13 protein-coding genes are annotated in these 13142 nt (G+C 50.2%); 8 read left to right on the forward strand and 5 right to left on the reverse strand.

Annotation, left to right across the window (positions count from 1 at the left end; genetic code table 11):
* Window positions 1–159: 159 nt before the first annotated feature.
* The 4 genes from ACZ5ZV_RS03415 to ACZ5ZV_RS03430 all read right to left on the reverse strand — a co-directional run bounded on the left by ACZ5ZV_RS03415 (window position 160) and on the right by ACZ5ZV_RS03430 (window position 3977).
* Complete coding sequence (locus ACZ5ZV_RS03415; RefSeq protein ID WP_464120029.1) at window positions 160–1251, reverse strand: D-alanine--D-alanine ligase family protein; 1092 nt, start codon at window positions 1249–1251, stop codon at window positions 160–162.
* A gap of 44 nt (window positions 1252–1295) precedes the next feature.
* Window positions 1296–1949, reverse strand: a complete 654-nt coding sequence (gene elbB, locus ACZ5ZV_RS03420; RefSeq protein ID WP_464120030.1) for an isoprenoid biosynthesis glyoxalase ElbB — start codon at window positions 1947–1949, stop codon at window positions 1296–1298.
* A 70-nt stretch (window positions 1950–2019) separates the two neighbouring features.
* The gene (locus ACZ5ZV_RS03425) at window positions 2020–2889 is read right to left on the reverse strand and encodes a hypothetical protein (RefSeq protein ID WP_464120031.1); all 870 of its coding nucleotides are present in this window, start codon (window positions 2887–2889) and stop codon (window positions 2020–2022) included.
* Window positions 2886–3977 carry a GNAT family N-acetyltransferase gene (locus tag ACZ5ZV_RS03430; RefSeq protein ID WP_464120032.1) on the reverse strand — a complete coding sequence of 364 codons (1092 nt, stop codon included), beginning with the start codon at window positions 3975–3977 and terminating at the stop codon, window positions 2886–2888. Before ACZ5ZV_RS03430 ends, ACZ5ZV_RS03425 begins: the two co-directional genes overlap by 4 nt.
* A gap of 164 nt (window positions 3978–4141) precedes the next feature.
* Between ACZ5ZV_RS03430 and ACZ5ZV_RS03435 the strand changes: the two genes are divergently transcribed.
* The 6 genes from ACZ5ZV_RS03435 to ACZ5ZV_RS03460 are packed head-to-tail and all read left to right on the forward strand — an operon-like array spanning window position 4142 to window position 8629.
* Window positions 4142–4378, forward strand: coding sequence for a ferredoxin (locus ACZ5ZV_RS03435; protein ID WP_464120033.1), 237 nt, complete (start codon window positions 4142–4144; stop codon window positions 4376–4378).
* On the forward strand, window positions 4365–5018 hold the full coding sequence (gene nth / locus ACZ5ZV_RS03440; RefSeq protein ID WP_464121384.1) for an endonuclease III: 654 nt from the start codon (window positions 4365–4367) through the stop codon (window positions 5016–5018). Before ACZ5ZV_RS03435 ends, nth begins: the two co-directional genes overlap by 14 nt.
* 14 nt (window positions 5019–5032) lie before the next feature.
* The gene (locus tag ACZ5ZV_RS03445) at window positions 5033–5515 is read left to right on the forward strand and encodes a DoxX family membrane protein (RefSeq protein WP_262553639.1); all 483 of its coding nucleotides are present in this window, start codon (window positions 5033–5035) and stop codon (window positions 5513–5515) included.
* 3 nt (window positions 5516–5518) lie between these two features.
* The gene (locus ACZ5ZV_RS03450) at window positions 5519–6559 is read left to right on the forward strand and encodes a thiamine ABC transporter substrate-binding protein (protein WP_464120034.1); all 1041 of its coding nucleotides are present in this window, start codon (window positions 5519–5521) and stop codon (window positions 6557–6559) included.
* On the forward strand, window positions 6556–8019 hold the full coding sequence (locus tag ACZ5ZV_RS03455) for an ABC transporter permease (RefSeq protein ID WP_464120035.1): 1464 nt from the start codon (window positions 6556–6558) through the stop codon (window positions 8017–8019). The genes ACZ5ZV_RS03450 and ACZ5ZV_RS03455 overlap by 4 nt, the downstream gene beginning before the upstream one ends.
* A complete protein-coding gene (locus ACZ5ZV_RS03460; RefSeq protein WP_464120036.1) occupies window positions 7991–8629 on the forward strand; it encodes an ATP-binding cassette domain-containing protein in 639 nt (212 codons plus the stop codon). The genes ACZ5ZV_RS03455 and ACZ5ZV_RS03460 overlap by 29 nt, the downstream gene beginning before the upstream one ends.
* Here ACZ5ZV_RS03460 and ACZ5ZV_RS03465 read toward each other — a convergent pair.
* Window positions 8626–11355 carry an ATP-binding protein gene (locus ACZ5ZV_RS03465; RefSeq protein ID WP_464120037.1) on the reverse strand — a complete coding sequence of 910 codons (2730 nt, stop codon included), beginning with the start codon at window positions 11353–11355 and terminating at the stop codon, window positions 8626–8628. The two genes, ACZ5ZV_RS03460 and ACZ5ZV_RS03465, sit on opposite strands and share 4 nt — an antisense overlap.
* Before the next feature lie 118 nt (window positions 11356–11473).
* On the opposite strand from ACZ5ZV_RS03465, the gene ACZ5ZV_RS03470 reads away from it, so the two are divergent.
* Complete coding sequence (locus ACZ5ZV_RS03470) at window positions 11474–12217, forward strand: substrate-binding periplasmic protein (RefSeq protein ID WP_464120038.1); 744 nt, start codon at window positions 11474–11476, stop codon at window positions 12215–12217.
* Between the two features lie 111 nt (window positions 12218–12328).
* On the forward strand, window positions 12329–13081 hold the full coding sequence (locus tag ACZ5ZV_RS03475; RefSeq protein WP_464120039.1) for a 3D domain-containing protein: 753 nt from the start codon (window positions 12329–12331) through the stop codon (window positions 13079–13081).
* Window positions 13082–13142 lie beyond the last annotated feature (61 nt).

The raw sequence follows: 13142 nt of genomic DNA on the forward strand, positions 1-13142 counted from the left end.
CAGAAAGAAATTTCCAGAAACGTCGAAGTCCCATATGCAATAACTTATCGGCATATATGACTATTGTTGTAAACAAAAGAGCTTTTTTGATTAACATCAGGACATTGGAGCCAGCCTCCCCGAGGTTAGAGAGGCCCAGATAAGAAGTATTGCTAAAAATTAATCCAGATAACTGGTTTTGAGCTTTTGTTCGGCCTGGTACTTTTCAAAACCGAACTGCAGAAGCTGGGTGATTAAATCTTTGTAAGTGACGCCGGAAGCTTCCCACATCTTGGGATACATGGAAATCTTGGTAAAGCCCGGGATGGTGTTGATCTCGTTGATGTAAAGATCCCCGTTCGGGCGGACGAAGAAATCCACACGAGTCAGACCATCGCATCCCATGGCCTGATAAGTCTGCTCGGCCATTTTTTGGATGGCCTTGATGGTGGCCTCCGGAAGTTCAGCCGGAATTTTCAACAAAGCTCCGTTATCATCAAGGTACTTGGCTTCGTAAGAATAGAATTCGTGCTGGGGGATCACTTCACCTGGCAATGACGCCTTCGGAGCATGATTCAAACCCATCACCGAGCATTCGATTTCACGGCCTTGGATGAATTCTTCGGCTAAAACTTTGCTGTCGAACTGGAAAGCATCCTTCAGTTTATCGGTGAAATCCTGAGCTGATTTGATTTTGTGAACACCAACTGACGATCCCGCATTGGCTGGCTTGATAAAGAACGGCGTACCCAACTGAGCCACCACTTCATCATAGGTTGTGTTTTTGTGCGGAGTCAGCAGCATGTACTTGGCATTGGGGATGTTGGCGACCTGCAAAAGGCGCTTCATGATCTCTTTATCCATTCCCGCCGCTGAAGACCAGACACCACAGCCCACGAAAGGCAGTTGAACCATTTTGAACAACCCTTGAATGGTACCGTCTTCGCCCATGGTTCCGTGCATGATCGGGAAGGCAATATCAACATGAGTTTTAGAGTGATCTTTCAACGAGTAAAGAACGGGCTTTCCCTGCAAGGACATCAACGCTACGGGTTCGGCATTGGCGGGCAGGGATTGATCAACAATCTTGGTCGCCTCGGCAAAAACCTTCATGTCCGGGAAACGATACCAGCTTCCTTCTTTGCTGATGCCGATGATTACAGGAGAAAACTTGTCTTTATCCAGGGCATCCGCCACATTCTTGGCAGAGCGCATGGAGACTTCATGTTCTGCGGATTTGCCACCAAAAATCAATGCTACAACTTGCTTCATAAACTGTCTTTAATCCTAACTTAACTTTATTTGTCTAAACGTTATTAAGCCCACTCCACCAATTCATGGGCCAGGCCGAAAATACCTGCGAACACTTCATTGGGTTTTGCATCGCCGTACATATACGCTGGTGTGGTCACTACTTTGGTTTCGCGATCAGTGATATAGTCATTCACCGGGCATTCTTCATGGATAGCGCCGGTTTTTTGAATTTCAGCAGCCGTCTCTGGGTCATCACCAATCGTGACAGTGACTTTTTTGTCGCCCAGAACCTTGGCTACCACCACGGGAGCAATGCAAAGAGCCCCGATTGGTTTGCTGGAATTATAGAAATCCAGAATCACACGCTTGACCTCAGGGTTCACATCACACTGAGCGCCTTTTTCAGCCCAGTTGCAAAGGTTCCTGGCTGCCCCATAGCCGCCAGGAAAGGCAACAGCATCAAAGTCTTTGGCGTGCAACTTGTCCAAACTTTTGATACGGCCACGGGCAATGCGTGCGGCCTCAGCCAAAAGGCTGCGTGTTTCTCCGGAGGGTTTTCCGGTCAGATGATCGGTGACAGAAATTTGCAGATCGGGAGCAAAGCAGGACACCTCGGCACCGGCCTGGTTCAGGCCAATCAACAGGCTCACAGCCTCAGTGATTTCGCTTCCGTCTTTAAAGCCACAGCCTGAAAGAACAACGGCCACTTTTTTCATAAAAAAACCTCCCGAAAGAGGTTTTAGCTTAGCGGATTCGTGGGGGCATGGCAACGAAGGAGGACGGAATCTAGTTTCCGCCCTTTTGATAATTTGCCAAGCGGCTGCAGACGGTGACCAGGGCTTTCTGGTCGCCAGCACTTGCCAACGCGCGATAACAGTAGTCGGTCACGCGCGAGAAGAACGGCAGATCCGGAGTGATTGAAACACTGTAATTGACCTTTTGCTTCTCGGTCGTTTCACCCTTCTTGTAGTAAGCAGCCCAGTCAAACGACACAGTTTTTACTTTCATGGTGCAATTGCTTAAACCGCCACAGTTGGGTTGTGTCTTCATCAGGTCTGGTGCCGGGCGCATCTCTTCAGACACTTTCAGATTGAAGCACTTGATTTCGCAACTGTCGTAACCCAAAGTTTCTTTGCAAATTTTTTGTTGGGCATCGGACAACTGGCAGGCATAGGCCAAACCCAAAACCCGCTCGTATCCCAAGGACATTTGCAAGTCATCAGCCATAGTGGATACTTCACCCTTCAGGCGGGCGGCGCGCGCCATGACTTCGACGGCAGGAGCGGCCTTTGTCACTGTGCGATGCTCTTCCTGAGTGCTTTGCTGTGTGTTGCCGTCAGAGGTCAGCACTTCGGTTTGATACAGATATGTGTAGAGCCAGTCATTTTCACGTTCTTCCTTTTTGGAGATCGTGATTCCTTCCTGAAGCCAAAGTTTGTCTTCACCAGTTTCGATTTTGCGGTAAGTGCGCTGCAAGACGAAGTCATTGGCGGACATGGTCAGAGGATCCGCATTGTCCCAGGCATCCCCCAGAGCTCCGGCGACCTCCTGAAGGGTGGACGGATTTTCTTCATCTTCCATTTCCGGCGTTTTCACGCAGGAAATAGCAGAGGTTAAAAGCAAAACGGGCAGCAGGGGTTTTAAGTAGCGCTTCATATGGAATCCCATCCCCAGATCCAAAGATTCAGAGGCAGAATTTTTTCAAACTGCAGAACTGTTTCTTCTTTAAAAATTCCCAGGGCACGATAGTCCACTGGGCCGAACAACAGACGAACCATGTCAGTTTCATTGTTAATGGTGTAAAGATCCTGACCGATACCAAAGACAAAGTGCTGTGGGTGCTTTTCCAGCACGATATCCGCGACACCTTCGGCGCGGAAGGCACGTTTGATTTTCGCGGCCAACTGGTCAAAGTTCACAAGTTTGATCATGCCCAGGAAGCCGTTGTTCATAGTCACTGTTTTGGTTTGCAAAGCTTTGATCAGATTTTGCGCGTGGCGTGGGCAGATAATGGTGTAAGGCTGACCTTTCTGCGAGCGAATAAAGCTGAACAGCGCCATCAGTTTGGAAACAGAGCCGCCCCATTCATGGATGTAGCCCCCCAGATCGACCCCTTTGCCTTCAATGGCATAGGCTGCCAGCTGACCGTTGCTTTCCCAGGCTGTATACACCTTGGTTTGTGGGATTGAGAGGAACTTTCTGGTTTCTTCAATGGTGCGCACCGAGTTCACGGAATGAGCCGCATAAAGGCGATAGATCGCATCAGGAGAAACTTTATTGTCCGTCGAGAAACGCAGGTTGATGGGCGGGATGTCGAACTCATCCTCGATCACAAAGCTGATTTCGGAACCGGCCAGCTCAAACCCCATACGGCGATAAAAATCGAACAGGTCCGTCCACAAGATGGCAATATCACAGGATTGTTCCGTGGCCGACTTCAGGCAGTCTTTGATGATTTGGGTGCTGTAGCCCTGGCCCTGATGCTGGTCATCCGTCACCACCGACCCGATAGCGCCGACCTTGAAGATGACATGCGGGGATTTGATAATGAGAGGCTTTAACACTGCATGCGAAAGGACGGCGCCCTCATCGGCAATAATGCGCATGTTGTGCAAGTTGTTAGAGGAAAAGGCCGTAGGATACTCTGCGGCGATTGACCAAGAGGCTTCATTTCTTAGTTTTTTATTCAAAAAGTCCAAAACTTGAGGAAGCTCAGCTTCCATTGGAGAACGAGGTCCTTCCATTATCCCTCCCTGGGGCACATATATAGATACTATACGGGGGGCGAGGGGGAACCCAGCATTCAACACAGGACGGCCTGAAAAATGCGACCCAAGTCGGGAAGGGGATTTGACATCAAGGGCAAAAGGCTTATATTAAGGCGGCTTGGCACCCTAAGGAGATTGCAATGGCAGATAAAGGTCAGAGTTGGAAAGAAAATAAGCCCGGCAAAATGTTCGTGGATCAATCTTGTATTGCCTGTGATGCTTGTGTCCTGACGGCTCCTAAGAACTTCTCCATGCACGAAGAAGACGGTCACGCTTTCGTGGCAAAACAGCCTGAAACTCCGGAAGAAGAAGCTCTGTGCAAAGAGGCGATGGAAGGCTGTCCAGTTGAAGCTATCGGGAACGATGGTGACCAGTAAAAAGGTTTCTGCTAAGCAGGCCTCAGTTCATGCAACTATTGAACTTCTCAAGAGATATTACCCCGACGCTCATTGTGCTTTAAACTACACAAATCCCTTTGAGCTTCTTGTTGCCACCATCTTGTCCGCCCAGTGCACGGACGAGAGGGTGAACATGGTGACACCTCATTTGTTTAAGAAATACCCAACCCCCAAGGCCATGGCGAAGGCCCCGGTCGTGTCTATCGAAGAGATCATCCGTTCCACGGGATTTTTTAAGAATAAAGCCAAAAATCTGAAGGCCTGTGCGACGGCTTTGGTTGAAAAGCATAAGGGCCATGTGCCGGAAGACCTCGAGGCTTTGGTCGAGCTGGCAGGTGTGGGGCGCAAGACGGCCAACGTGGTCTTGGGCAATGCTTACGGGATTCCCAGCGGGATTGTCGTGGACACTCATGTGACCCGTTTGGCAAATCGCCTGGGGTGGGTCAAAACAGACAATGCCGTGCTGATCGAACGTCAGCTGTCCAAGCTGGTGCCCCAGGAAGATTGGATCATGTTATCGCACTATCTGATCTCCCATGGTCGAGCTGTCTGTAAGGCGAGAAAACCTGCATGCAGTCATTGCTTTCTCGAGGAGACTTGCCCTAAGAAGGGTGTCTAGTTCACAATGTCTTCATGTTAGTTTCATTCTTTGAGAGCGTTAAATACGTTGGTCATCTTTTGCCGATTTCTTTCCTTAGAATCTTCCTGGGTTATTACTACCTGGAACATGCCCTTTTGAAATATCGCGGTGACTATCTGACTCGTCCACGCATCGCTGATCAAATGGCCGAGTGGCTGCCGGCCAGTCATGCACCGAACTGGTTTAAAATTTTCGCCAGCAGCACGATGATTCCCAATTGGCAGACGGTGGCCTTTATTGTTCTGGGTCTGGAATTTGCCATCGCCATTTCCTATATTGTCGGATATGTCGTGCGTCCGGTGGCTTTGCTGGGCGTGTTGTTGTGTGTGACGATGCTCTTTATTTCAGGACCGGCCTCAGAAGATCTTTATAAGACCTTCCTGGCGATTCATCTGATTTTGGCTTGGGTCGGAGCCGGTCGTTGCCTTGGGTTTGATTATTACTTCTACAAGCGCCGTCGCGGTCTTTGGTGGTAAATTGTGAAGCATTTTGTTCTTTTCATCTCTGTTGTCTTTTTGACGTTGTTTCTGGCGGTTTTAAATCGCACGGACAATGCCGCTCCCTCCAGCTCTTTGCCGACGGTGCGAGTGTTTGGTTATGCGTCTTTTACCGGCCGTTGGGGACCGGGTCCGCTCTTGAAGGAACTTTTTGAAAAGACCTGCAAGTGCAAAGTTGAATTTATCGAAGGCAGCGATTCGGGCATCTTGCTTCAGCGTCTGAAAATCGAAGGGGAAAGTCTGGGCGCGGATGTTGTCGTGGGGTTGGATCAGTTTGATCTTTCCAAAGCGACGGCTGAACAACCTTGGCGCAAGCTCAGCCTGGGACAGTTGGATGTCTATGATGCTGTGAAGCCGGCACTGGCAAACAGTTACTTTGTGCCTTATGACTGGGGCGCTTTGACGTTCGTGGCCCGTCGTGGAGAACTGCTCCACATGCCGGGATCCTTGGATGACCTGCTGGCACCAGAGCTGGCGAAAAAAATCGCCTTGCAGGATCCTCGCACCAGTTCGCCGGGAATGCAGTTTTTGTATTGGGTGATTCGCTCCAAAGGTGAGGAAGAGGGCTTCCGTTATCTGCAAAAGCTGATGTCGCAAATTCACAGTTTTTCCCCGACCTGGTCAACAGCTTATGGACTTTTCACCAACAAGCAGACCAAGTTGGTGTACTCGTATGTGACTTCTCCGCTGTATCACGAAACTGAAGAGAAAAAGAAAGACTATCTGGCGCTGCCGTTTACAGAAGCGCTTCCGGTGCAGTTCGAGTTTGTGGGGATTCCGGATTTCTGTCGGCACTGTGACCTGGCCGAACAGTTTGTTAATTTGATGCTTTCTCCAGAAGGTCAAAAGATCATCATGGAAAAGAACTATATGTTCCCGGTGATGAAGGGCGTGATGGAAAACACTCCTTTTGCTCCATTGATGAACGTGAAAACCCTGCAGCAGGTTGAGATTCTTTCTGCCACAGAAGTGGATCGCCTTCTGCGTCGCTGGACTGAAATCCGCCGGGGCGAACTCAATTGAATCTTCGTCAGGCGCTCAGGATAGGACTGGTTCTTTTCCTGATCTTCCCTTTTTTATTCCTGCTGACTCAGTTTCAGGTGACCAGCTGGCCCGATATGGGCGAGCTGGCGTGGGCCTTTAAAAACAGCTTTCTTCAGGCCACACTGTCGGCCGTTTTTTCTTTATTGATCGGCTTCTGGGTCGCGCTGGGATTGTTGTCATTGAATTCCCCCCGGACACGTCGTTTGAGATTTGTTTTGGAGCTGTTGTGTCTGCTGCCGAACTTTCTGCCGCCGATTTTTATTCTGTTGTCGGCTTTAAGTGTGATTGATCCGTTCCCCATGGGAATTTCTGGGATTGTGATTATTCACAGCCTGATGAACTTTGGACTGGTGGCAGTGCTGTTGGCATCAACGATCGAAACCAAGTTGGGTGGAATCATTGAGCTGGCGTATGTCGAAGGGGCCAGCCGGTTCAGATTTCTGCGTCAGGGACTGCTGCCGATGTTAAAGAAAGATATTTGGCTTCTGGGGCTGTTCATCTTTGTGGTTTGCTTCGGCAGTTTTGCAGTGCCGTTGATAGTCGGCGGGGGGCGCGGAACCACCGTTGAAGTTCTGATCTATGAAAAGATCCGCTTATCCAGTCAGTGGGGGGACGCGGTTCTGCTGGCCTTCCTGCAGTCGGTGTTTATTTTTGCTCTGTCTTTTATCGCCAGCAGAGGCAAAGGAAGTCTGTATCACCGGCCCGCCAATTTGAAGTTACTGCGCAGCTACTCGGGGCTGATAGTGATCGCCGTTCTTTCCTTTGTGTATCTGTTCGGATATGTGCAGGGCTTTGTTTCAGGTCTGGCGATGATTTCCACTTTCTATGAACTGCAGTCCGCGCTGATCTGGAATTTTCTAGGCAGTATCGTTTTGGGGTTGTCCGTTGGCCTTCTTTGTTATGTGGGTCTGATGTGGATTGCCTATTGCTGGCCCAAAAAATGGTTTGAAAGATTCTTGAATGGGTATGTTGCTCCTTCGACATCGTTGGCATGTTTCAGTTTGCTGATTTTAGGACCTAATGAAGGTTTATTTCCCTTTTTTAAAATTCCGCTGGCACTGACCATTTTAAGTTTAAACAGCCTGTTCCGTATGGGCTGGGATTCTGAACTTCATGCTTTGCAGAATCAAATGACTGTGGCGTATTCCATGGGGGCCTCGTCCGGACAGATCTTCCGCGAAGTGTTGTTCCCGCAATTATCGCGTCGGGCAGGTCTGCTGGCAGGTGTGGCTTCGATCTGGGCGTGTGGTGATTTTGCGGTTTCGCGCATTCTGGCTCATCGTGATTTAAGCATTGCCATGATGACTGAAACTTTGATGTCAGGTTATCGCTTGAATCAGGCCATCGTATTAAGCAGTCTTATCATTGTTGCCGGATTGATTTGTTTCCTGATTTGTGTGGGAGGAAGCCGTGTCCTTAGTCGAAAATTTGCACCGTGATTATGGCGACTTCAAATTGTCCATAGACAAATGGGAGATCCTGGATGAAGGAGTCACCGTTTTGTGGGGGCCGTCGGGCTCGGGCAAGACCTCGGTCTTTCGCATTTTGCTGGGTTTAGAAGAATGTCCCGGCATGAAGTGGACTTACCAGGGACTGGATCTGGCTCGGTTAAAAACACCGGATCGTCGTTTGGGTGTGGTGTTTCAGACGCTGGATCTGTTTCCGCATCTGACGGCGGAAGAAAATATGATGTTTGCCGCCCGGGCTCGCAAAGTGGAGCCTGGCAAGGCACGCTCCAGAATGAAAGAGCTTGTTGAAATTTTGAAAATGGAACCCTTTCTGAACAGGCCGGCCTCTGTGCTGTCTGGCGGGGAAAAGCAGCGCGTGGCGATCTCGCGCGCGATCATGGGGGAGCCGCGTCTTCTGCTGCTGGATGAACCCTTTTCAGCCCTGGATCAGGAACTGCGGGAAGAAAGCCGTAAGTTGGTCAAGGATGTTATCGAGAGGGAAAAAATTCCGACCCTGCTGGTCACACATGATCAGCGCGACGTTGAGGTGATGGCCAATAAAATCACGACCATTCGTAACGGGAAGCTGGTGGAGTCTTAGCTTATATATCGCTGGATCATTTCCAGCAGAGCTGACTTCTTAATGGGTTTGGTCATGTGTTCGGAGCATCCCGCATCCAAAGATTTTTGAACATCTTCTGCCATGGCGTTGGCACTGACTGCGATGATAGGGGTGGGCTTGGTGTGGTTCTTCTGCTCCCACTCGCGGATTTTTCTTGTTGCCGCATAGCCGTCCATCACCGGCATTTGAATGTCCATCAGGATCAGATCAAATGGTTCTGCCAGAACTTTCTCGACCGCATCTTTTCCGTTTTCGGCCTGTACTACTTCAAATGGTAATTTTTTAAGGTAAGTCAAAAGCAGGAAGCGATTGTCTTCGGTGTCATCCACCACCAAAATGCGTGCGGTGCGAGTCAGTAAAGTCTCTTCACCTCGGTCCGGGGCCGGTGCACCACTGATGGAGATCTCAGAACTTGCCAGTTCCAGGCCGCCCTCTGTAGGAACATACGGAATCGTAAAGTGGAAGGAACTTCCTTTGCCCTCTTCACTTTGGAACCAGATGCGTCCCCCCATGAGCTCCACCAGATTTTTTGAAATTGTCAGACCCAGGCCGCTTCCACCGTATTTACGCGTGATCGAGCTGTCTGCCTGCACGAAGCTTTGGAACAACAGGTGTTGTTTGTCCTCTGGAATTCCAGTCCCGGTGTCCTTGATTGAGAAGCGCACAAATCTGTTCAGATTGCCTTCAAAGTCGACGTGAACCTCAATGCGGCCTCTTTGTGTGAACTTAATGGCGTTGCCGATCAGATTAAACAGGATCTGGCGGAGGCGAGTCGGATCGCCGACAACCAGTGGCGCGCGGTCCTTCGGCAGGTTCATGGTCAGGCTGAACTGCAGATTTTTCTCGGTGGCCTTTTGTTTCAGAATGTCGCAGATGTTGGTGGTTGTGGATTCCAGGTCGAAGGCGATTTTCTCCAGACGGACTTCACGGGCTTCGATCTTGGAAATATCCAGAATGTCGTTGATCAGGGCCAGTAGGTTTTCTCCGGCATTGGCGCAGACTTTGACCAGTTGTTCCGGTTCGGGTTTCAGGTCGGATTCCGCCAGAATGTCCGTGATTCCGATGATGGCGTTTAGCGGAGTGCGGATTTCGTGACTCATGCGGGCCAGGAACTCGGACTTGGCCTGAGAGGCTTTGACGGCCTGCTCACGCGCCTCGATCAGGGCTTGTTCAGCGGTAATACGATCGGTGATGTCAGTGCAGACGAACACAAAAGTCAGATCTTTGCTGGTGCGGTTGGGAAGTGCCGTCCAGTTCATCAGGATCGGCAGTCGGCGTCCGTCATGGGCTATGATTTCAGCTTCGATACTGTGACGGGTTTGCAGCAGCCAGGTGTAGTTGTTGAATTCGTCCTGGGCATGAATCAGTTTTCTTAAATCCACCTGGGATATCTGATTGATGGAATAGCCCAGGAACTTAAGCGCTGATTCGTTGGCTTGAGAGATCGCGTACGAAGACTGGCGCCAGTCCTCGTGGTGGCTCACTTTGACAATGAACAGGAACGATTTGATGGACTGAATGACACTGTCCAGGAACTCTTTGGAAACGGTCGTGGTTTCCAAGCGGTCCGCCAGCTGATTGTACTTGCTGACCAGAAGACCGATTTCATCGCGGGAGTTATAGTTGATCTTCTGGGTCAGGTTGCTGGTGCCCAGTTTTTCCAGGCGATCCGTCAGAAGCTGAATGGGTTCCACGACTTTTCCGGTGGCGGCAAAGGTGGCAAAGAAGAACAGGATAAAGATCAGAACGGCCGCGGCGCTGGAGGCGATGGCAATGCGGTCCAGGACGGCAAAGGCCTCGCTTTCATCGATCTTGGTCTGGATATACCACAACTCACCATTCGGCAGATAGATCTTACCAATAGAGCGGATGACCTTCTGATTTCGATAGTCCGTGCCCAGTTCGCGCACTTCACTGAGGTTTTCAATCTTTTTGATATCCTCATCGCCACGGTTTGAAGACAGGACCTCGGCTTCCAGTTGGCCGGTCTCTCCCTGGGCGCCGGCTTCAACACGGAAGCGTCCGGTGTTGCGCAGACTCCAGTCTTCGCCGTAAATCAGAGTTTCGCCGGTTTGACCCATTCCATGAGTTGGCCAAGCGTAGTTGTCGCTGGTAATGCGATCAATCTCAGAAATAGAGATCTTCAGGACCAGAACCCCAAGGGCCTTGCCATTGCGATAGATCGGGGAGGCCACAAAGCCCGTTGCCGAGGTGGGATTCAGGGCATCTTTGTCGAAGTCCAGGAACAGGGTTGAACCCTCCTGCGCTTTCACTCCCCAGGTGTACACATCCTTGAGCTTTACCCCCGGAGGCAAGCCGGTGAAGACAGAGACGCCATCTTCGATATCTTTGCGTGTGGTATAGACCACGGCGCCGTCCTTGTTGACCAAGGCCATGTCGTAGATGTTGAAGTCCAGAACGTAGTTGTCCAGAAGGCGACGGAATTCTGGATGGCTGTCCAGACGCTTGTCCTGCAGAAGATTGTCGGTCAATTCATGAGAGGATATGAGGTTGATGGCCGTCTGCAGATCTCGGAAATAGGATTCAATAGCACTGGTTTTGCTGATGCGAATCTGAGTGAGTCTTTCATAAGTGCTGTCGATGACTGTGGATTCCACGATCTTGAGGCCAATCAACGCAACAACAAATGTCGCAAGAAAGACAGAGATAAGATTGAATAAGAAAATTCTTAAACGTAACGTCATGCTTTTTGATTAGCCTATGCAGTTTTAGTGATATCGTATAGGTGTTCCATGGGCAATGGGCGAGTTGCAAAAAGCGAGTAAACTAGGCATGAAACTAGTCGTTCGAGGGAGATGTTAAATGAGTGTAATCAAAGGCGCTGTTTTAGCTCTCGTCATACAGTTGTTTGCCTCTTCGGCCCTTGCTGAGCGCTGGGTTGTAACGACTTTGGAGTGGCCACCGTTCACTTGTTCTCGTTGCCCAGAAAACGGGGCCGCCGCCAAAGCCCTGAAAGACACGCTGAAAACCGTCGGTGTCAGCGTCGAATTTGTTTTCTATCCTTGGACCCAGGCCATCAAAAGAGGCGAGCGACCTGAAGTTGTCGGCTTCTTTCCTGTTTGGCCCGAGACATTTCGTCCCGGATTTAGTCCTTCAAACCTGCTTTTTAGATCTCCTCTGGGACTTATCCAGCAGCGTTCAAGACCGTTGGTGTGGACCAAGCTGAGTGATCTTAAGGGCAAGAAGATCGGCATCACTGAGGGATATGGCAACACAAGGGAGTTCAATCGGTTGGTTGAGGAAAAGGTGCTGAAGGTGGAGGCCGTAAAGAGTGATGACACGAACCTGCGGAAGGTGGCGTTGGGGCAGCTGGATGGGGCTTTGATGGATATCAATAATGCCCGCTACTTAATGCATGTGACTCATCCCAAGCTTGCCGGGCGTGTGTCTGTGAGCACTCGCATTGTCGAGGATAAGGATCACTTTTTTGCGTTCAACATCCACAACAAGGGTAAAGTTGAGAAGCTTAATCAGGCGCTGACCAAAGTGAATTATCAGCGCATCGTCGACGATTACTTGCTTAAGTACATGCGTCGTCTTGATTAAAGTTTTGACAGCCCGGTAAGGTTTTCACTACTTTGCTGTATTTTATCGGGTGCTCCGTTCAAAAGGCCGAAGGTTTGATATATCTTGAGCCTGTTGGAAAGGAGCTTAAATATGAAGTCGGTACGAATGCTGTTGTCGCTCCTTTTTATTTCATCCACCTTGATTTCATGTGCGGCTCCCAAGACATCGTCGGACACGGGCGGAATGACGCCAACGATCTACTACAAGCCGACAATTCAACTGGGTAAAACAAAGTGTGCCTCCTCCCAGTTGCGCGAAATTCTTTCCCCGGAAGGGATCACCCTGGCCACGTTATGTGAAGCTGATTACAAGTCTTGTCTGATGCAAGGATCCTGCTTTGTTGAGGACGATGGTGTGCTGACGTCTTACAACTACCATTCAACCAAAGAGGGCGTGGCGCGCTTCATAGTAACGGATCTGAAGAAGTGCCCCTATGGTTATGGAGTCAGCAGTGTTTGTCTGGATCCGTACTTCTCAGTTGCGGCGGACCTGAAGATTCATAAGGTCGGGGAAGTGATCTACGTGCCCCGCTTGGTGGGCGTGCAAATGCCCAACGGCGAAGTCCACGATGGTTTCCTGGTGATTCGCGATGCGGGCGGCGGCATCAATGGAGCCGGCCGTTTTGATTTCTTTACGGGCTTTTTAAATCACAAAGATAAAAACAATCCCCTGGCTCGTCTGGGATTCGGAGATCCTCGCAGTCGCATCCACTATCGCATGGCCACGGAAAGTGAAGCTGTGGCGGCCCGTGAACGACGAGGTTATCCAGGTCTTCGCAAAGACGTTTTGGCCGAAGGCCAGATCACAGACGGAGTGTCTGAAAACGTCGCCGTGTCAAATTGATACACACCTTTTTCTGCCTCTAACCCCCGTAGAAGGCAGTAGCTTCCAGCCCCGATCTTGC

This window comes from Bdellovibrio sp. HAGR004, assembly GCF_055397015.1.